The 18,993-nt window shown below is 70.9% G+C and carries 18 protein-coding genes; 9 read left to right on the top strand and 9 right to left on the bottom strand.

Going from position 1 to position 18,993, the window contains the following annotated elements:
* Positions 1 to 34 precede the first annotated feature (34 nt).
* The gene (gene arfA, locus OG598_RS29965) at positions 35 to 1,549 is read right to left on the bottom strand and encodes an arabinosylfuranosidase ArfA (RefSeq protein WP_328652045.1); all 1,515 of its coding nucleotides are present in this window, start codon (positions 1,547 to 1,549) and stop codon (positions 35 to 37) included.
* Positions 1,550 to 1,695: 146 nt separating this feature from the next.
* Here arfA and OG598_RS29970 point away from each other — a divergent pair, with 146 nt between their 5' ends.
* On the top strand, positions 1,696 to 2,727 hold the full coding sequence (locus tag OG598_RS29970; RefSeq protein WP_328652046.1) for a LacI family DNA-binding transcriptional regulator: 1,032 nt from the start codon (positions 1,696 to 1,698) through the stop codon (positions 2,725 to 2,727).
* 14 nt (positions 2,728 to 2,741) lie between these two features.
* Here the strand turns inward: OG598_RS29970 and OG598_RS29975 are convergent, their stop codons facing one another.
* The 3 genes from OG598_RS29975 to OG598_RS29985 all read right to left on the bottom strand — a co-directional run bounded on the left by OG598_RS29975 (position 2,742) and on the right by OG598_RS29985 (position 5,714).
* Positions 2,742 to 3,467 (bottom strand): methyltransferase domain-containing protein, encoded by a 726-nt coding sequence (locus tag OG598_RS29975; protein WP_328652047.1) that lies wholly within the window; start codon positions 3,465 to 3,467, stop codon positions 2,742 to 2,744.
* 262 nt (positions 3,468 to 3,729) lie between these two features.
* Positions 3,730 to 4,038: a hypothetical protein gene (locus OG598_RS29980; protein WP_124822832.1), complete on the bottom strand. Its 309-nt coding sequence runs from the start codon at positions 4,036 to 4,038 to the stop codon at positions 3,730 to 3,732.
* A gap of 38 nt (positions 4,039 to 4,076) precedes the next feature.
* Positions 4,077 to 5,714: an ABC-F family ATP-binding cassette domain-containing protein gene (locus tag OG598_RS29985; RefSeq protein ID WP_210785526.1), complete on the bottom strand. Its 1,638-nt coding sequence runs from the start codon at positions 5,712 to 5,714 to the stop codon at positions 4,077 to 4,079.
* A 62-nt stretch (positions 5,715 to 5,776) separates the two neighbouring features.
* Here OG598_RS29985 and OG598_RS29990 point away from each other — a divergent pair, with 62 nt between their 5' ends.
* The 3 genes from OG598_RS29990 to OG598_RS30000 all read left to right on the top strand — a co-directional run bounded on the left by OG598_RS29990 (position 5,777) and on the right by OG598_RS30000 (position 7,411).
* Positions 5,777 to 6,547 (top strand): ROK family protein, encoded by a 771-nt coding sequence (locus tag OG598_RS29990; protein WP_266304372.1) that lies wholly within the window; start codon positions 5,777 to 5,779, stop codon positions 6,545 to 6,547.
* Positions 6,548 to 6,666: 119 nt separating this feature from the next.
* Entirely contained in the window at positions 6,667 to 7,035 is a 369-nt protein-coding gene (locus OG598_RS29995) for a tetratricopeptide repeat protein (RefSeq protein WP_112584722.1), read from the top strand.
* 121 nt (positions 7,036 to 7,156) lie between these two features.
* Positions 7,157 to 7,411 (top strand): Smr/MutS family protein, encoded by a 255-nt coding sequence (locus tag OG598_RS30000; protein WP_007465523.1) that lies wholly within the window; start codon positions 7,157 to 7,159, stop codon positions 7,409 to 7,411.
* A 957-nt stretch (positions 7,412 to 8,368) separates the two neighbouring features.
* Here OG598_RS30000 and OG598_RS30005 read toward each other — a convergent pair.
* Entirely contained in the window at positions 8,369 to 8,719 is a 351-nt protein-coding gene (locus OG598_RS30005) for a hypothetical protein (protein ID WP_328652048.1), read from the bottom strand.
* 140 nt (positions 8,720 to 8,859) lie between these two features.
* On the opposite strand from OG598_RS30005, the gene OG598_RS30010 reads away from it, so the two are divergent.
* Positions 8,860 to 9,357: an NUDIX hydrolase gene (locus tag OG598_RS30010; protein WP_328652049.1), complete on the top strand. Its 498-nt coding sequence runs from the start codon at positions 8,860 to 8,862 to the stop codon at positions 9,355 to 9,357.
* A 34-nt stretch (positions 9,358 to 9,391) separates the two neighbouring features.
* Entirely contained in the window at positions 9,392 to 10,330 is a 939-nt protein-coding gene (locus OG598_RS30015; RefSeq protein ID WP_328652050.1) for a fructosamine kinase family protein, read from the top strand.
* A gap of 18 nt (positions 10,331 to 10,348) precedes the next feature.
* Here the strand turns inward: OG598_RS30015 and OG598_RS30020 are convergent, their stop codons facing one another.
* Both OG598_RS30020 and OG598_RS30025 read right to left on the bottom strand, forming a co-directional pair.
* The gene (locus OG598_RS30020) at positions 10,349 to 11,041 is read right to left on the bottom strand and encodes a hypothetical protein (protein WP_328652051.1); all 693 of its coding nucleotides are present in this window, start codon (positions 11,039 to 11,041) and stop codon (positions 10,349 to 10,351) included.
* Between the two features lie 78 nt (positions 11,042 to 11,119).
* On the bottom strand, positions 11,120 to 11,368 hold the full coding sequence (locus tag OG598_RS30025) for a hypothetical protein (protein WP_238666906.1): 249 nt from the start codon (positions 11,366 to 11,368) through the stop codon (positions 11,120 to 11,122).
* A 194-nt stretch (positions 11,369 to 11,562) separates the two neighbouring features.
* On the opposite strand from OG598_RS30025, the gene OG598_RS30030 reads away from it, so the two are divergent.
* Together OG598_RS30030 and OG598_RS30035 are read left to right on the top strand one after the other, a co-directional pair.
* The gene (locus OG598_RS30030; RefSeq protein WP_328652052.1) at positions 11,563 to 12,363 is read left to right on the top strand and encodes a 2OG-Fe(II)-dependent halogenase WelO5 family protein; all 801 of its coding nucleotides are present in this window, start codon (positions 11,563 to 11,565) and stop codon (positions 12,361 to 12,363) included.
* Between the two features lie 16 nt (positions 12,364 to 12,379).
* Positions 12,380 to 13,321 carry a threonine/serine dehydratase gene (locus tag OG598_RS30035; RefSeq protein ID WP_196919894.1) on the top strand — a complete coding sequence of 314 codons (942 nt, stop codon included), beginning with the start codon at positions 12,380 to 12,382 and terminating at the stop codon, positions 13,319 to 13,321.
* A gap of 4 nt (positions 13,322 to 13,325) precedes the next feature.
* Here OG598_RS30035 and OG598_RS30040 read toward each other — a convergent pair whose 3' ends face one another.
* The gene (locus OG598_RS30040; RefSeq protein WP_328652053.1) at positions 13,326 to 15,476 is read right to left on the bottom strand and encodes a tetratricopeptide repeat protein; all 2,151 of its coding nucleotides are present in this window, start codon (positions 15,474 to 15,476) and stop codon (positions 13,326 to 13,328) included.
* A 282-nt stretch (positions 15,477 to 15,758) separates the two neighbouring features.
* On the opposite strand from OG598_RS30040, the gene OG598_RS30045 reads away from it, so the two are divergent.
* A complete protein-coding gene (locus OG598_RS30045; RefSeq protein WP_328652054.1) occupies positions 15,759 to 16,247 on the top strand; it encodes a hypothetical protein in 489 nt (162 codons plus the stop codon).
* 58 nt (positions 16,248 to 16,305) lie between these two features.
* Here OG598_RS30045 and OG598_RS30050 read toward each other — a convergent pair whose 3' ends face one another.
* Positions 16,306 to 18,726, bottom strand: a complete 2,421-nt coding sequence (locus OG598_RS30050) for a M28 family peptidase (protein ID WP_442931411.1) — start codon at positions 18,724 to 18,726, stop codon at positions 16,306 to 16,308.
* Between the last annotated feature and the right edge of the window lie 267 nt (positions 18,727 to 18,993).

The raw sequence follows: 18,993 nt of genomic DNA on the forward strand, positions 1-18,993 counted from the left end.
AATGAATTGTGCCTGCTCAGAACCGGTGTGACACCTACGCGTTGGCCGGGCCGAAGCGGAGCACGCTCCAGGACACGGCGGGCAGGCGCACTGTGCACCGGCCGCCGTCGGGGGTGGGGGTGGGCAGGTCCCGAGGCGTCACCCGGTCGGGCTCGGCCTCGGTGTTCGTCGCCGTCGGGTCGGACCCGGCAGCGATGCTCTGGAACGACAGGCCGGACATACCCGGCAGGCCGCGCAGATCGATCTCCAGCGGGAGATCGGTGGAGTCCCGGTTGACCGCGAAGACGGTCAGCTCGCCGGTCTCCTCGTCGTGCACGGCGACGGTGTCGAGCACCGGCACGTCCCCGTACTTCTTGGTGTCGTAGCGCGGCGACACCGGGTCGGTGCGCAGCACGGTGCCCCGGGCGTACCGGGCGGTCAGCGCGAACGGGTGGAAGATGCTCTGCCGCCAGGCCGGGCCGCCGTTGCGGGTGCGGATCGGCGCGATCACGTTGGCCAGCTGGGCCTGCGCCGCCACGCCGACCCGGTCCGCGTGCCGGAGCAGGGTGATCAGCAGGTCGCCGACGACCACCGCGTCGACGGCGGTGAAGTCGTCCTCGATCAGCGCCGGGGCCTCGACCCAGCCGCGCCGGTCCAGGTCGGCCTGGAGGCGGGACTCGTACCAGACGTTCCACTCGTCGAAGGAGATCTTCAGCTTGCGCTTGTGCCGCTGCTTGGCGGCCACGTGGTCGGCGGTCGCGACGACCTCGGTGATGAAGTTGTCCATGTCGACGGCCGAGGCCAGGATGCTGGCCTGGTCGCCGTCGGACGGGTCGTAGTAGGTGTGCGCCGAGATGTAGTCGACGTGCTCGTAGGTGTGCTCCAGCACCGTCGCCTCCCAGGAGGCGAAGGTGGGCATCCGCCGGTTGGAGCTGCCGCAGGCGATCAGGCTGATCGACGGGTCGATCATCTTCATCGCGCGGGCGGCCTCGGCGGCGACGCGGCCGTACTCGTCGGCGGTCTTGTGGCCGACCTGCCACGGGCCGTCCATCTCGTTGCCCAGGCACCACAGCCGCACGCCGTAAGGGTTCTCGGCGCCGTGCTTGCGCCGCAGGTCGGAGAGTTCGGTGCCGCCCGGGTGGTTGGCGTACTCCAACAGGTCCAGCGCCTCCTGGACGCCCCGCGTGCCGAGGTTGACCGCCATCATCGGCTCGACGCCGGCCTCGGCGGCCCACGTCATGAACTCGTCGAGCCCGAAGGCGTTGGTCTCGATCGTCTTCCAGGCCAGGTCGAGCCGACGCGGCCGGTCACCGACCGGGCCGACCCCGTCCTCCCAGCGGTAGCCGGAGACGAAGTTGCCGCCCGGGTAGCGGACGACCGAGACGCCCAACTCGCGGGTCAGATCGAGCACGTCACGGCGTAGGCCGCGGAAGTCGGCGGTGGGGTGGCCGGGCTCGTAGATGCCGCCGTAGACGCACCGCCCCATGTGCTCGACGAAGGAGCCGAAGAGGCGTCGGTCGGCCGGGCCGATGGAGAAGGCCGGGTCGATCGTCAGCTGCGCGGTCCGCAAGGGGGTGCCACCTTTCCTCGTGCCGATGCTCAGGTGAGCGCGGTCACCGTTCACCTGGTGTCCACCGTTTTACAACGTTGTAGGCAACGTTGTAAAGGGCTGCTGAGGCGGTAGGGTGCGGAGTGTTACATCGGGGAGGTTTCGGAGTGCGGCAAAGGCTCAAAGACGTGGCCGAACGGGCCGGGGTGTCGGTGAAGACCGTCTCCAACGTGGTCAACGGTTACGTGCACGTTCGGCCGGACACCCGCGCCCGAGTCGAAGAGGCGATCGCGGAGCTCAACTACCGGCCCAACCTCTCCGCCCGTCACCTCCGCAAGGGCCGCACGGGCGTGATCGCGCTGGCCGTTCCGGAACTGGACATCCCGTACTTCGCCGAGCTGGCCCGCCATGTGGTCACCGCCGCCGCCCAGTACGGCTGGACGGTGCTGATCGACCAGACCGGCGGTCGGCGTGAGCAGGAGCGGGTGGTCGCCTCCGGCATCACCGACCACCTGATCGACGGGCTCATCTTCAGCCCGTTGGCGCTCACCGCAGAGGATCTGGCCGGCCTGGACGGCACTCCCATGGTGCTGCTCGGCGAGCGGGTCGATCACGGCCCGGCGGATCGAGTGGTGATCGACAACGTGACAGCGGCCCGGGAGATCACCAGTCAACTGATTCAGCTCGGCCATCGCCGGATCGCGGCCATCGGCTCGCAGCGCACCGACGAGGGTGCCAGCGCCCGGCTGCGCCTGGCCGGTTACCGCGACGCGCTGCTCGCCGCCGGGCTCGCCTACGACGAGACGATGGTGGCGCCCGCGTCGGCCTGGCACCGCGCCGACGGCGCGGCCGCGATGCGCGGCCTGCTCACCTCCGGCGTACGCCTCGACGCCGTCTTCTGCTTCAACGACACGCTTGCCCTGGGTGCCCTGCGCGCTCTGCACGAGGCCGGCCTGCGGGTGCCGGAGGACGTTGCGGTGGTCGGCTTCGACGACATCGAGGACGGCCGCTTCTCGATTCCGACCCTGACCACCGTCGCCCCCGACAAGGAGCAGATCGCCCGCCTGGCCGTCGAACTCCTGGCCAACCGTCTGGACGGCGATCGTGCCGCCCCTGCCAAGGAACTCAAAGCCCCGTACCACCTGGAACTTCGCGAATCATCCCAACCCCGACCCCTCCGGTCCGCCAGTCAGCAGTAAGGGTGGCTCGGCGGTCAGTCGAAGAAGCGGGCCAGGTGGGACTGGGGTGCCGGGTCGGCGTCCGGGGGGAGGGGCGTCAGGTCGGCGAAGATCGAGGCGCCGTCGCAGCCCGCGTGCAGTGGGTACCAGCGCGGCGTGCCCGGTGGCCGGAGCTGGCAGATCCCCTTGAACGTCTGCACGTCCATCAGCCGGACGTGGGTCGGGTCGGCCACCGCGTTCACATGCCCCCACCAGGGGCTCATCACGTGCAGCACCCCACCGGGGCGGAGCACCCTATGACACTCGTCGACCAGCGGCAGGAAGTCGATCAGGTGCTCCAGGATGTGCACCGCGAAGAGGACGTCCACCGAGTTGTCGGCGAGCGGGAGCGAGCCGGACAGGTCCGCCACGGCATCCACGCCGGGCGCCGGGTAGATGTCCAGCCCCAGGTTGCTCGACCACTGCTTGGTCGGCCCACAACCGAGGTCCACCACCACCGGCGCCCGCCCGCCGATGCCGACCCGGCACCAGACGCCGTAGACACCGGCCAGCCGCCCCACCAGGCCCCGCACCAGCCGTAACTGGGCGGGATCGGCCACGTCGCCGCTCAGATGGGCCACCCCCCGGTCGAACCGCACCTCGACCGCCAGGTCCCGCAACCGATCATCGTGGCGGACCTGGTCCGCCCACGCCTGTGCGAGGAAATCGTCTATCGCCCGCAGCCGGTCGGCCGAGGGCGGAGTCTGTGCCAAAGCGACCATTCGGGCCACCTCCCGCCGCGCGATACCCGCAATCGCGCCCGGTATGCCCCGCTCGTCCGCCTGGTCGGCGTGGCCCGCGCAACCGTGCGGTGGGCGTGTCGCAGGATGCGGGGCAGGACCACAGTCACTTTGATGCCACACAGGCATCACGATGACTCTGGGGCATCACCCTCAACGGAGACATCGGCTCCGCCCGGGCACGGTGCGAGCCGCCAACGACCAACTCGGCCCCTGCCACAGCAGTCGGCCCGGCGCGGTCGGGTCAGCCGGAAAGGGTGCGGCGGCCGCCGCGCATCCGCTGGCGAGGCGGCGGGTCGGCAGGCTTCGGCCGCTTGAGGTGGTAGCGGTGCAGTTCGTGGTTGCCGGGCAGGGACGGGTCCTCGCTCATCGCGACCAACTCCCAGCCCTGGTCGCCGGCCCGGTTCAGGTGGGCCAGCGAGGTGTCGCCGTACGGCGTCACGTCGACCATCGAGCCGTCCGGCCCGTACCAGACGAAGACGACCTCCCAGCCGAGGTCGTTCGTCGCAGCCTGACGGCGGCGGACCAGCAGGGCGTACTCCCACTTCAGCATGGCGTCATTCTCACCCCGCGCCGACCCGCGGGCACGGATCAATCCTCGGCGATCCGCCCGGCGTCGACCCGCAGTCGCCTGTTGGTCTCGATGGCGGCCAGCATCCGCCGGTCGTGGGTGACCAGCAACAGCGTCCCAGGGTAGCTGGCCAGCGCCGATTCGAGCTGCTCGATGGCGGGCAGATCCAGGTGGTTGGTGGGCTCGTCCAGCACCAGCAGGTTGACCCCACGGCCCTGGAGCAGGGCCAGCGCGGCGCGGGTCCGCTCACCGGGTGAGAGGGTGGCCGCCGGTCGGGGCACGTGCGCCGCCCGCAGGCCGAACTTGGCCAGCAGGGTCCGCGCGTCCGCAGGCGACAGGTGGGGTACGGCCGCCTCGAACGCGTCGATCAGCGGCACGTCGCCGAGGAACAGCCCACGGGCCTGGTCCACCTCGCCGACCACCACGCCGGGCCCGAGCGAGGCGGTGCCGGCGTCCAGCGGTAGCCGGCCCAGCAGCGCTGCCAACAGGGTGGACTTGCCCGAGCCGTTCGCCCCGGTCACCGCGACCCGGTCCGCCCAGTCGATCTGAAGGTCGACCGGGCCGAGGGTGAAGCCACCACGGCGTACCACGGCTCCGCGCAGCGTGGCCACGACGGCGCCGGCGCGGGGCGCGGCGGCGATCTCCATCCGCAGCTCCCACTCCTTGCGGGGCTCCTCGACCACGTCGAGCCGTTCGATCAGCCGTTCGGTCTGCTTGGCCTTCGCGGCCTGCTTCTCGCTCGACTCGCTGCGGAACTTGCGGCCGATCTTGTCGTTGTCGGTGGCCTTGCGGCGGGCGTTCCGCACGCCCTTCTCCATCCACCCACGCTGGGTGCGGGCCCGAGCCTCCAGCCCAGCCTTGGTGTCGGCGTACTCCTCGAAGTCCGCGCGGGCGTGCCGCCGGGCCACCTCGCGCTCCTCCAGGTAGGCCGCGTAGCCGCCGCCGTAGTGGTTCACCTGCTGCTGCGCCAGGTCCAGCTCCACGACCCGGGTCACAGTGCGGGTGAGGAACTCCCGATCGTGGCTGACCAGCACCGTGCCGGCCCGCAGACCGGTGACGAACTCCTCCAGCCGCTCCAACCCGGCCAGGTCCAGGTCGTTCGTCGGCTCGTCGAGCAGGAACACGTCGTACCGGCTGAGCAGCAGCGACGCGAGCCCGGCCCGGGCCGCCTGACCGCCGGAGAGCCCTGTCGTCGGGTGGTCCAGGTCGACAGCGAGCCCCAGGTCGGCGCTCACCTGCTCGGCGCGTTCGTCCAGGTCCGCGCCGCCGAGGGCGAGCCAGCGCTCCAGCGCGTCGCCGTACGCGTCGTCGGCCCCGGCCGCCCCGGCGGTCAGCGCCTCGGTCGCCGCGTCCAACGCCGCCTGCGCGGCGGTCACCCCGGTCCGGCGGGCCAGGAAGTCCCGTACCGTCTCGCCCGGCCGCCGTTCCGGCTCCTGCGGCAGGTGTCCGACGCTCGCGGTGGGCGGGCTGAGCCGCACACTGCCTGCCTCGACCGGCAACAACCCGGCGAGGGTACGCAGCAGCGTCGACTTGCCGGCCCCGTTCGGCCCGACCAGCCCGACCACGTCGCCGGGGGCGACCACCAGGTCCAATCCGGCGAAGAGCGGGCGGTCGCCGTGCCCGGCGGCCAGGTCCTTGACGATCATCGTGGCGCTCATCAGGACGGCAGCCTATCCGGCCGCCCGCATACGACCGGCCGGCAGCGGGCAGACTCAACGACGTGGTGACCACACTGGCGATCGACTGTGGCGGCGGGGGCATCAAGGCGTCCGTGCTCGACGAGGCGGGAACGATGCGGGCCCGGCCGTTGCGGGTGCCCACCCCGTACCCGTTGCCGCCCGCGCTGTTCGTCCGGACCCTGCTGGATCTCGGCGGGCGCCTGCCGACGGCGGACCGGATCACTGTCGGCGTACCCGGGATGATCCGGCACGGAGTGGTGGTGAGCACCCCGCACTACGTGACCCGCAACGGCCCCCGCACGCGGGTCGACCCGGACCTGCTCGCCGAGTGGTCCGGCTGGGACGCGCGCGGCGCGCTGGCCGACGCGTTCGGGGTGCCGGCGCTGGTGCTCAACGACGCCGAGGTGCACGGCGCCGGAGTGGTCGCCGGCACCGGCTGCGAGCTGGTGCTGACCCTGGGGACGGGGCTGGGCAGCGCACTCTTCGACGGCGGGGTGCTCGCACCGCACCTGGAGCTGTCGCACGCGCCGGTGCGCTGGGGCACCACCTACGACACGTACGTCGGCGAGCCGGAACGGCGGCGGCTCGGCGACGCCTTCTGGTCCCGCCGGATCCGCCAGGTGGTGGACGGGCTGCGCCCGGTGTTCCGCTGGGACCGGCTCTACCTGGGCGGGGGCAACTCCCGGCTGATCCGCCCCGAGCAACTGGCCCGGATGGGCGACGACGTGGTGGTGGTGCCGAACACCGCCGGAATCGTCGGCGGTGTCCGCGCCTGGGAACTTTCCGCCGGACGCCGGGACGCCCGCACCTGACCCTTCGGCGGCCGTCAGCGGCCCGAACTGACCTGATCTCGACCCCGGGAACAGTCGCCAAACTCCCGGTGTTGTGCCAGCGTCGGAACAGGTGACGGTGCGACCCGAGGAGGTGGCAGATGGATCTTCTGGCGGACTACCGGCGGGCGACCATGTTCTTCGAAACCGGTGACCCCAGCGGGGCAGCACGACTGCTGGAGCCGATCATCGACGCCGAACCCGGCAACGCGGCGGTCCGGCAACTGCTGGCCCGGGCGTACTTCCAGTCGGCCCAGCTCAACCGGGCCGAGGAGCATCTGCGCGAGCTGGTCGAGCGGGACCCGAGCGACCACTACGCGCACCACGTGCTCGGCCGGACGCTTGAGCGGCTGAACCGACACACCGACGCGCTGCGGCACCTGCGGATCGCCGCCGCGATGTACGCGGCCAACGACGACTACCGGACCGCGCTGGAGCGGGTGGAGACCCGCCTCGGCGGCAGGCGCTGAGCCTGACCCGGTGACGCGTGCGGGGCGGCCCTTCGGGGCCGCCCCTTCGTCGTCTGGCGGGCGACCTGCCGGACGTGCCTAGGATGGCGGACATGGGACCTGACCGGCCGGGGGCTGCGGCATGAAGCTCAAGCTGGACCTGCACGAGATCTTCAACAAGGGCCAGGACATCGACCGGGCGTTGCGCGGGATCATGGACGAGGCGGTGGCGAAGAAGGCCACCCTCGTCGAGATCATTCCCGGCAAGGGGTCCGGCCAGCTCAAGAAGCGGGTGCTGCGGTTCCTCGACCAGAAGGACGTCAAGCAGCTCTACCACCGCGTGGAGAAGGACTCGAAGAACTTCGGCCGCCTCTTCGTCCACTTCCGCTGGAAGTAGAGTCCACACGGCCTCTGAGCTGCGTAGCAGGTCGCTGGCAGGGCCGGTAATCCATGATCATGCCGTGTTCAGGCCGTCAAGGCGGCCCGCTTCGCAGGCCGCTCGCGCCGCCGAACCTGGGCCGGGCCGATGGCCCGCCGCCGCGCCTTTGGCCTTCGGCCGCCAGCGCGTCGTTGATAGCCCGCCGGCGGCGCGACGTACGAAGAAGCCCCGGAACCGCCGTGGTCGATGGCGGTTCCGGGGCATCGATTTGGTCGAGACACGAGCAGTGCCTCCGGCGGGGCGCTCAGGCGCTCCGGGATGGCTAGGAGGCGCAGCCGGGGAGATGCGGCGGGCAACTACCTGGCGACGACCGGGAGGGTCACCGCTTCTCTGCCGGCCAGCGGGCATCGACTTCCTGGGCCGCAGCCACACAGGCGGCACATGCGTTGGGCCGTGACGGATCGAAGTGAAGCCGATATACCGTCACCTGGTCTCGTGGAAGACCGCATAGGGTCCCGTCGCCCACGGCGTGAAGCTTGGCACTCGGGTCCGACGAGTCTGCGGTGGCTGGGTAACCGGCCGCCCATTGCTGGTCTATCGGGGCGCGCGGCCCATAGAAGGACTCACCGGTCTTCTCGACCTGGTAGAACTGCGCTGGGCAGTGAGAGCACGAGTACCACCCGGTTGGCCCACGTCCATGGAGGTTGGTCACGCCGTTGAGAACCAGCTCACGTCCGCATATCTCACACGCCACCCGCGCAGGATTCCACAAGGCTTGACCGGCCGGCACCTCCGATGGCGCGCCATCAAGCGGCTCTGAGGCTCTCCAAGATCATGCCGTTTTCAGGCCGTCGAACGAGAACCAACAGCGTTCCTAGATCAATACCGCTGGAAGTAGAGCCCACACGGCCTCTGACCTGCGTTTCCGGGCGATCCGGGAACCACTGCCGGTGCACGAAGCCTGCCGGTCCTGATTCAGTGTTCGCCGACCGCCGGATCGTCTTGGGCTTGCATCTCGCGCAGCGCCTCGTCGGCGGCGATGAGCTCCGGGTACCACTGCCGGTGCACCTTGTACGTGTGGTCGAGCTCGAACTTGTAGTAGAGCCCGGTCGGCTTGCCGAACCAGAAATCGCGCGAGAGACGCTGTACCTCGCTGCTGCCCAGAACGAGAATCGCGCGATCGGTGACCACGAACGTCTCCGCCGGCACGGTGAAGATCCCCGAACCGGCTAGCGTGACGAAGCCCGTCTGGATCTGCTCGCCGGGCTCCAAGTGCGGTGCCGCCCGCGTGGCGATCATCTTGGCACGTCGTTCCTTGTAGCCCACGGTTTCCTCCCACACCAGACGCGCTTCCGGGCGGCCTGATTTCAGGACAGGGCGCATTGGACATTCGGCTTTATCACTGTCGCAGGCTCTCGGTGCCGTGTAGGGCGTCGACAGTGATCGTTGACCCGTAGGGTGTCCTGATGTCGACGGTGAACCTGCGGCGATCGGCGCGTGCGGTCGTCGTCGATGAAGAAGACCACGTACTGCTGCTCCGACTCGCCATTCCCGATCCGGCTGGCACGATCGCCGTTTGGATCACTCCCGGGGGTGGCGTCGAAGACGGCGAGACGCCACTGGCCGCCCTGCGGCGAGAGTTGCGGGAAGAGGTCGGACTCGCTGTCGATGTCGACCCGCCTCAGGTCTGGCGCCAGGAGATAGTCGAAGCCGGGTTCGCACCCGGCCACGATGGTGTCGTGAACGACTATTTCCTCGTTCGGACCGCGTCGTTCACGCCGCGCGGTGCGATGAGCGATGCGGAACTCGCAGCCGAGCACGTCATCGGCTGGCGTTGGTGGTCGCTGCCAGAGATCAGGGAACACCGCGGTCCGGAACTGTTCTCGCCACGGGACCTCGCCACGCCGTTGACCGCATTGATCGTTGACGGAGTACCAACCCAACCCCTCGCGCTTGGGCTGTGAACGCCTGAGAGGCGACCGCCCTAGGATCTCGCTGGTGCTGACGACTCATCCGCTCGTGCGCGCGCCGATCGTTCGTGAGATCGAGCGGGCAGCGTCGGTTCACCTCGGACGAGCGTGGGCGGCGTCCGGTTTCACCGACCTGAACGACCGCGCGTCCCATCCGTGCGGGCTCCTGCACGGCGACGCGTTCTCGGTCTTCGCGAAGCTTGACGTCTCGGCTGAGGGACACGAGCAGTTCGACGCCGAACTGCGCGGCCTCAACCTGCTCCGCCAGCGAGCCGCCGTCGTGACGCCCGCGCCCGTCGCGGCAGGGGTGATCGACTCGAGCACCGGCTCCCTGCTGCTGTTGGAGGCGATCCCGGAGGTTCCCGCCGAGGCGCGCTCGGTGAACCAGTGGCGGTCCATCGGACATGCCCTGGCCAGCCTGCACCAGGTTCACGAGGAGCGGTTCGGTCTTGAGCAGTTCGACGGCTTCTTCGGCCCGCTGCGACAGGACAACCGCCCGGTGGCCTCGAACCTGTGGGTCGACTTCTACGGTGAGCGCCGCCTGCTGCCACGGTTGAAGTCGGCGGTCGACAGCGGTCACCTGCCTCTGGGGCTGGCTGTCGGCGTCGAACGGCTCATCAACCGACTGCCCGTCCTCTGTGGGCCGGAGACCCGGCCCACGCTGCTGCACGGCGACGCTCAGCAGAACAACTTCCTCACCACCGCCACCCAGGCGATCCTGCTCGACGCGGCCCCGTACTTCGGGCACCCCGAGATCGACCTTGCCCTGATCGACTACTTCGAGCCGGTCCCCAGCGCGGTCTTCGACGCCTACACCGAGATCACGCCGATCGACCCGGAGTTCCGGCATCGGCGGGAGCTCTGGCGCCTCTTCGGCTATCTAGCGGTGATCACCGTCGACGGCACGTCGGCCTTCGGGCGTCCGTTCCTGAACCGCATCGCCCAGGCGGTCGCGACCTACGAATAGCCAGTCCCAGCTGGAGCGTCAGGCGGGTGGCGCTTGCTGGCGGCGCCGGCGCTCGATGTCGCGCTGGACCTCGGGATCCCACAGGGACGCGTTCCAGTCCTCCGGCTGCGTCTCGATGTCGAGCGCCAACCGGGCGGGCTGGTTCGCCGCCTGTCCTGGCCGAGCTTCTTCCCTGCGCAGTGGCGCGGTGCCCGTACCGGTGGCGTCGTTCTGGTCTGCGGGGGTGGCCGGGTCGGCGAGCCGGCGCGCGGCTCTGCGGTGGGTGATCAGGGCGCCGACGCCGAGGAGGATCGCGGCGGCCGCCCGGACGACGTGGAAGGCGGTCGGGGTCTTCACCGGCAGGAGGTACGACAGGAGGAAGAGCAGAGCACCCGCTCCGACCGCCCAGTGCCGGATCGACGCCGCAGCGATCGCCCGCGCGTCGATGACGCGCTTGGTGACGTTCGACCAGGTGAGGAAGGCGGCGAAGAGGGCCAGCGGCCCGGCGATCGACAGGACGCTGATGACCTTCCCGCCCGGCGGCGTCAGCAGGTCGGCGGTGATCGCAGCTCGGACCAACGAGAGTCCGGCGAAGAGCACCGCGAGCGTCACCAGCGCCCACTGGGCCGCGTGCCAGTACGCGGGTGGCTGGGGAGGCGGTGTGGCGTCGCCGAGGCAGGTGTGCCCCTGCCCAGGATGGTCGAGCTGGCTCCCGCAAGTCGAGCAATTCATGCTGCATCCCCGTGCTGGCTGTCGCGACGCGCCAGGCTAACAGCGCTGTCGGGGTGCCGGGGGTAGCTGTGTGGAGGGTCAGCCCGTGAGGGCGTCGGCGCGGGTGCCGTGGCCGGTGGGGCGTCGGGACCAGCACTGTGGACGCTGCCGGACGGCGAGCTCCAGAGCCTGATGGTCGGACTCGATCATTTCCCGGGCTATTCGACGCGCCATTTCCAGGCGGTCGACGTGCATGTCAAGATCCGTCGGGCCGGCGCCTGCCATCTCGAACTCCTTGTCAGCGTTCGAACTAGTCGCATCATGCGTCACGCCGAGAATCGTCACCATTCCCCGATCGGTGGAAAGCTTCCGCCGTACGGTTCGGTGTCACCTACCCCGGTTGCGCCGATGGTAGCGGTGGCCGCGCCACGCCGCCCGGAACTGCGGTTACCGCGTCTTGCCTGCGGTTTGTACATTGCACGGTGCGCGGGTCGGGGGGCGCGACAAGTCCGGTGAGGGATCTTCGTTACGGGAGGACCGCCGTGCAGCATTCGAGCACTACCGATCCCTTGTTCGTCGCCGTCGAATCAGAATCGATCACCCGAGCGGATGTCGCCGGGCTCATCGCGGGGCGGCTGGCCGCCGTTCGGGTGCCGGGGTTGCTCTCCGCGGCACGCTGCCAGGCGATCACCGCCGCCCTCGCCAACGCGCCGATGGACCGGTACGACGAGAGCCGGGTCTTTCCCGTCGTCGCGAAGTTCGGTCCGGCCATCAACGACCACCGGTCCGCCGGCGCACTCCGCGAGGACTACTGGGACGCGGCTCGCGCGGCCGAGAAGAGCTGGTCCACGCTGGGCCTGTCGGACTCGCCCCGGGACCTGTGCCTGGCCGCGTTCCGCGGTGCCTGGCCGGACGTGGCACCCGGGCGGCGGCAGGGTCGGGAGATGCACGTCGGCATCGTCCGTGAGATCAACGCGGGGCTCCAGGTGCACTTCGACGACGCGGTACGGGAGTACGCGGGCCGGCTGCTCGACAGCGAGGTGGTGGCCCAGTTGGCGTTCAACATCTACATCCGGGTGCCACCCGCCGGTGGTGAGACGGTGCTGTGGCGGCGGCGCTGGCAGCCGGACGACGAGCCGTTGCGGATCCCCGGCGGGTACGGCTTCCAGGAGGCGGTGGCCACCGACACGCAGTCGTTGACGTTGCGCCCCACGCTCGGGGAGGGCTTTCTGTTTGATCCGCGGCACTATCACACGGTGCGTCAGGCGTCGGATGGCCGACGGATCTCCATAGGATGTTTCGTCGGGCTCACCGACGATGGTCGACTGGCCCTCTGGTCGTAGTGAAGGGCGTTTCCCCATGGTGGACAGAAGCGACGTCGAGGCGGCCGCGGCCCTTGTCGAGGGGCGGGTCCGGGAAACCCCGGTCATCGCCGTCGACGGCGCCGATCTTGGTGTGCCCGGGCAGCTCAGCCTCAAGTTGGAGTTGCACCAGCACACCGGCTCGTTCAAGCCGCGTGGCGCGTTCAACCGGATGCTCCAGGGGTCGTTGCCCTCGGCCGGGGTGATCGCCGCGTCGGGTGGCAACCATGGCCTCGCCGTCGCGTACGCGGCCCGGTCGTTGGGCGTGCCGGCGGAGGTCTTCGTGCCGGTCACCGCCTCGCCGGTGAAGGTGCAGCGGTTGGCCGGGTTGGGCGCGCAGGTGCGCCAGGTGGGCCAGCACTACGCCGAGGCGTTGGCGGCGAGCACCCAGCGGGCCGGGGAGACCGGCGCGCTGGTGGTGCACGCGTACGACCAGCCGGAGGTGGTGGCCGGTCAGGGCACCGTCGGCCGGGAGTTGGAGCGGCAGGTGGACGGGATCGACACGGTGCTGGTGGCGGTCGGTGGCGGCGGGTTGGTGTCCGGTATCGCCAGTTGGTTCGGTGGCTCGGTACGGGTCGTGGCGGTCGAGCCGGAGCAGATCCCCACCCTGCACTCGGCCCTCAAGGCGGGTCGGCCGGTCGACATCGAGGTGGGTGGCATCGCCACCGATTCGCTGGGTGCCCGGCGGATCGGCGAGATCGCCTTCGACACCGCCCGCCGGACCGAGGTGGTGTCAGTGCTGGTCCGCGACGAGGACCTGGTGCGGGCGCGCCGGTTGCTCTGGTCGGAGCTGCGGGTCGCTGCCGAGTTGGGTGGTGCCGCCGCGCTGGCCGCGCTGGTGGGCGGCGCGTACGTGCCGCAGCCGGGGGAGCGGGTGGCAGTGATCATCTGTGGTGGCAACACCGACCCGAGTGACCTGGGCCCGGCGGCGCCGCACTGACCGGTCAGTCGCCGTCGCGTAGCCGGCGCAGCGCGTGCTCCACCTGGAGGGTGTCCAGGTGGGTGTCGCCGAGGAGTCGCCGACGGTCGGCCAGCAACTGCTCGTACACCTCGATTGCCGCGTCGACCTGCTCCTCGAGCAGCAGCACCAGGGCCAGGGTGGATCGGATGGCGAGCACCTCGCTGCGGTCGGCATGCCGGGGTTCCACTGTGGCCAGGGTGGCCCGCAGCTCGGCCTCCGCCTCGGCGAGCCGGTCCTGCGCCTGCATGCAGCGGGCCAGCGTGTGCCGGGCCTGCCAGGTCTCCGGTTGGTTGAGCGGCCACAACCGGTAGCGGACCTCCAGGATGGCGTGCAGCATCTCCTCGGCCTCGGGCGCCCGTTGCTGGGCAAGCACCGCCAGCGCCAGGCTGTGCCGCACGATCATGGTGTCCCAGTGTTCCGGGCCGCGTACCTGGTCTTCGGCGGCGACGATCTGCCGCAGCTCCAGCTCGGCCTCCGGCCACTGGCGCTGCGCCATGATCGCCTTGGTGAGCTTGTGCCGGCTGGCGAGGGTGTCGGCGTCGTCGCTGCCCAGCACCCTGGTGCGGTCCGCGATCACCTCGCGGAGCACCCGGTCGGCCATCTCCGGCTGGTTGCGCTCCAGCCAGGTGCGGCCCAGTTCGTGGCGCAGCGCCAGCACCTGCGGCCGGTCCAGGTCGTGGTCGTACGCGGCGCAACCGCGCACGATCGGGTCGAGGATGTCGAAGGCCGAGCCGGGTAGGCCGACCGCGATGAGGTAGCGGGCGGTGAGTCGGGTCAGCTCCAGCGCGCGGCGTACCGTCTCGGGGTCGTGCTTGTGTTTCTGCGGCACGAGGTACTCCCGCACGGCCTCGACCAGGTGCGGCACCAGCACGTCCCAGTTGGTCCAGGCCGCCGAGTCGTCCGGGTTCTGCCCCTCGGTGGCGGCGAGCAGCAGCTTCATGACCAGCCCGTGGTATTCGGCGATCTGCTCACGCACCTCGTCGCGGTCGCGGAACATCGCGTGCACCAGTGGGTGCAGCGAGAGCACGTGCGCGAACGCCGGGTCGGTGACCTCCTCCTGCACGTCGAAGTCGACAAGGGCCAGGTTGCCGATGCCCTCCAGCACCTTCACCCGCTGCCGGCCGGTGAGCCCCTTGAAGAGCGGCGACTCGGCCAGGATGGCCGGCTTGAGCACCACCTCGTAGGGCACCGGGGAGATGCTCAGGCAGGCCAGCACGTTGAGCAGTGGCCGGCTCTGTTGGAGCTGGCGGCGGGCCAGCAGGTCCAGTGAGATGTCGTCGACCTCGCGGACGATCTCCAGGCCGAGGGACTCGTCGAGGTCGACGTCGGCGGCGTCGCGCGGTGAGCGGAACCGACGCTGCACGGCAGTCCGGTAGTGGGCGAAGGTGGTGATCGTGGATGAGCCGCGCCAGACCGGGCTGGCGTTGACCGACCGCAGGTAGTTGCCGGCGGCGCGCAGGGCGAGGGGCAGCCCGCCCAACTCCCGGGCCAGCTCCCGGGCGTCGGCCAGGCCGCCGGCCTGGGCGCCGGCCCGGTCGATGAGCACCTTTGCGCCGGCGTCGGCGTCGAGCGGGCGCACCTGGTGCAGCACCGACCAGGTGCCCCAGGTGGCCCGGTTGCCGTCCCGGCTGGTCACGATGACAGTGCCGTCGTCGGCCTCCGGGCTGCGTAGCCAGCCGGTGCCGTCGGCGAGCACTCCGTCGGTGGGGCCCAGACTGGCGGGCTCGTCCGCACTATCGAAGATCAACAACCAGGGCTGCGCGGCCTGGTTGAGGTAGCGCCACACCAGGTCGGTGGCGCTGATCATCCCGGCCCAGGCCTGGTCGACCTGGGTCTCCGACGCGCCGAGTTGACTGACCACCTCCCGCATCCCGGAGTTGAGCCGCCCGGCCTGCACCCACCAGACCGTCCGGCCGTCGGCCCGGGCCCGACGGGCGATCTCCAGCGCGACGTGGCTCTTGCCGGAGCCGCCCATGCCGCACAGGATGTGCACCGCAGGCCGACCCCGGGCGATTTCCCCCGGCTGGACGATCTCGTCGATCAGGTCGTCGCGCCCGTGCAGTGGGCTGTCCAGTCGTCCGAGCGGTGGATCGACGGAGACCCGACTCGGCCTGTCGTACGCAGGCCGAGGCACGCCGACATCCTCGGGTGGAACGTCCGCAGTCAATGCGGTCCCCCTTCGGTGGCGAATTCACAATGGGGCGGCGGCGTTTTGATCCTGTCCATCTGGTGGACAGTCGGAGGGATTGCCACGCGCACCATGTCGACCGCAAGCGTATCCACCCCCGTACCGGGTTGCACACTCTCCGTTCAGGCCGCCCGGCTGACCAAAATCAGTGTCGGAATTCCCAATTCGCTGCTGATTCCGGCCGATCCGCCGTGCGTGGCACTCGACACGGGCATCCACGATGGACTTATGAACTGGTCGCCAATCCAGGACGTCGTCGACTGGGGTTCCGTGCCGGACTGGTTCGGCGCGGTCGGCTCCATCGCCAGCGTGCTCTTCGTCTACCTCGGACTGCGGCGGGAAATCCGTGCCCGTCGCAACGACGATCTGCGGGTCCGGGCCACCCAGGCGCGGTTGGTCTCGGCGGTGGTCGAGATTCGCGGCACCTCGGTGCTGCGGGTCGCCGTGGCCAACGAGAGCGACGCCCCGGTGCTGGACGTGGTGGTGCTGGCGCGACTCGTCCCGCCCGACGATCCGGACGCCCCGCCGGTCGGGCTGGCCGCGGCGAAACAGGTCCGTCGGATCCCCGGCCACGACGTGCACGACCTCTTCGTCACCGTCGCGGCGGAGCACCGGCTCCGCTCGGCCGACACCGTTCTGGTGGACCTCACCTTCACCGACCACGACGGTAATCGCTGGCACCGGGTAGGTGCCGGCCAACCCGAACCGGTGGGCTGACCGAAGAGAGAAAACGGTGGTCCGGCGTAAAGCCACTCCGCCGGACCACCGTTTCACCTCAGATGGGATAGGTGCGGGCGACCGCCAACATCTCCGAGCTGTGCGACCCGACGACGCCGACAGCCGGCGGACGGGGGCGGAAGCCGGGCAGCGCGTCCAGCCCGTCACTGGCGTCCATGGCCCGCAGCGTGACCTGTCCGGCGATCGGGCGCACTGTCAACGTGACCTCGACGCCCTCCGCTGGCGGGGCGTGGAACACCAGCCCGAAGCCCCACTTCCCCGCGCGGGGCTCCACCGGCACCGACCGCCCCGCCACGTCGGCGCGCAGCACGGTGGCGGTCGACGTGTCGACGTGCAGGGTGGCGAGCCGGGCCGCACGTTGCGGGGTGAGCCGCAGCCGCAGCGTGCGCTCGCCACCCGCAGTGGCGTCGGCCACCACCTCCAGCTTCGGTGCCGGCAGGTTCGCCGACTGCGCCGGGCCAGCCCGCAGCTGGCCGTCGCCAAGCCCGGGGAAGTCGTCGCCGACGTCGGTGACCCCGTCCACGTAGCCGTCCGTCCACGGCTGCGGGTCGCTCTCGTGGCTGAGCCAGCGGGCCTGGCCGGTGCCGGCGTCCATCGCGTACATCAGGTGGGTGGGTGCGGGGTGGGCGGCGTCGAAGCGGTCGACACCCAGGCCGACCCCGGCGAGCACCACCGTCGCCACCGCGGCGGCACCGGCCGGCAGCACCGCGAGCCGCCGGGCCCGCAGCGCGAGCAGACCGCGCTGGCCGCCGGCCTGCGGGTGCAGCAGGTCGACCACGGGCAGGGCGACCAGGCCGAGCAGCACCGCGACCAGCGCGGCCACCCCGCCCATGGCCATCCCCAGCGCGGGGAAGAGCAGCACCACAGTGGGCAGCAGGATGACCACACCCACGGCCGCGGCGGCCGTCACCGCCACCACCGGCCACGGTCCGGTCTGCCGGGTACGCAGCGCGACCAGCCCGCCGAGGGCGCCGGCCAGCGCCGGCACCGTGGTGAGGTACGCCCCACCCGGCACCGCCACGGCGAGCAGCACCCCGAGCAGGGCCAGCCAGGCCAGCCCGCCGACGGCGAGCGCGGCCGGGCCGATCCGGCGGCGGGTCAGCGCGTACCAGGTGAACAGGATGGCGGTGGCGAGCGCCAGGACGGCCAGCCGGTACCAGATCGGCCGGTACGGGTCGAGCAGCTCCGCGTACCCCGGTCGGATCGTGGTGATGGCCAGCCAGAGCAGTTGGGCGGCGACCGGCGCGGCGACGATCGGCACCAGGGCCAGCGCGAAGCCGGCGGCCAGCCGGCCGGTGCTGGCCCGGCCGCTCCGGCGGGTCAGCCAGCCCAGTACGCCAACCAGTGCCACCGCGAGCAGGGCCAGCGGGAGGGTGAGCCAGCCCGGGTAGCGGACCAGCCCGCCGGGGACGGGGAAGTAGGTGGCGTCGTGTCCGGAGCGCAGGTCGGTCAGGTCGGTGCCACCGAACTCCCGGGCCAGGCCCAACGCGTTGTCCCCGTGCTGCTGGAGGCTGCCCCGGTCCATGGCGGCAGGGGCGTCCAACGGTGTGTGGTAGATCGCGCCCCCGTCGATGTACGCCGAGTTCAGCCCGACGAACTTCTGATCGAGGAAGGCGGTGAAGTCGGTGTCGTTGGGCAGCGCGCGGTAGATCTCCACAGCGAACGAGGTGCCGACCGGGTGTGGGGCTGCCCGGCCGAAGACGTCCACCAGCTTCGCGTTGTTCCGGGACGTCTCGAACATGATCACCGGCCCGGTGGAGCCCCGGGCCTCCAGGTTGAGCACCACACCGCCGTCGGCGGCCAGCGGGTGGCTGGCGGCGAACGCGGCCGCGCCGCAGAGGCACGCCTCCTCGGCGTCGGTCAGCACGAAGACGATGTCGTTGCGCGGCCGGGGGCCGGTGGTCAGCGCGCGGGCCACCTCCAGGATTGTCGACGTGCCGGCCGCATCGTCGTTGCCGCCCGGCCCGGTCTGCACCGAGTCGTAGTGGGAGACCAGGAAGACCCGACCCGTCGAGGCGGTGCCGGGCAGCCGGGCCACCACGTTGCGGACCCGGGCCAGTGTCGCCCCGCCCGCCGCCCCGCTGAGCTGACCGGCCTCCGGTGCCACGGTGTCCTGCACCTCGGTCTCCAGGCCCAGCCCCCGCAACTTCTGCTCCAGGTGCGCGCGGACCTGCTCGTTGGCCGGGCTGCCGGCGACGTGCGATCGGGCGGCGATCACCTGGACGTCCTCGTACGCGCGGCCGGCGCTGAACTCGCCAACCGGCGCGGCGGCCGACTTCGGTGCCGGGGTGCGCAGGTCGAGCAGACTGCCGGCGCCGACCGCGGCCAGCGCGACCAGCGCCGCCGCGGCGGCCACGAACCGCCGACGCGGCCGGGTCAGCGCACGGCTGGCAGGGGGTACGCCCGGAATCGGACGGGGCGGCGTGCCCGTCGTGGCCGGGGTGGTGGGTGCGCCCACGGGAACTCCTCGGGGGGTGGTGGGGCCTGGGGTGGGATCATCCTGCCCGTCGGGGGCTGCGGATGGGATGGCCGGTACGTCCCGCGTCCGTCAGCCGCCCGGTTTGTCCACGGCCGGGCAGTGATGCGCCCCATCCCCGCCCGCGCCGCAGGCATCGTGTTGTGTGCGACCGTTGTCTAATACAGGATCAGCAGGGCACTCGGAAGGAGCCCGACATCACCAGCGAACTCCCGCGTCTCGCGGCGGTGACCCGGCCGCACCGGGGGG

This window comes from Micromonospora sp. NBC_00330 (assembly GCF_036136635.1).
Lineage (GTDB): Bacteria > Actinomycetota > Actinomycetes > Mycobacteriales > Micromonosporaceae > Micromonospora > Micromonospora salmantinae.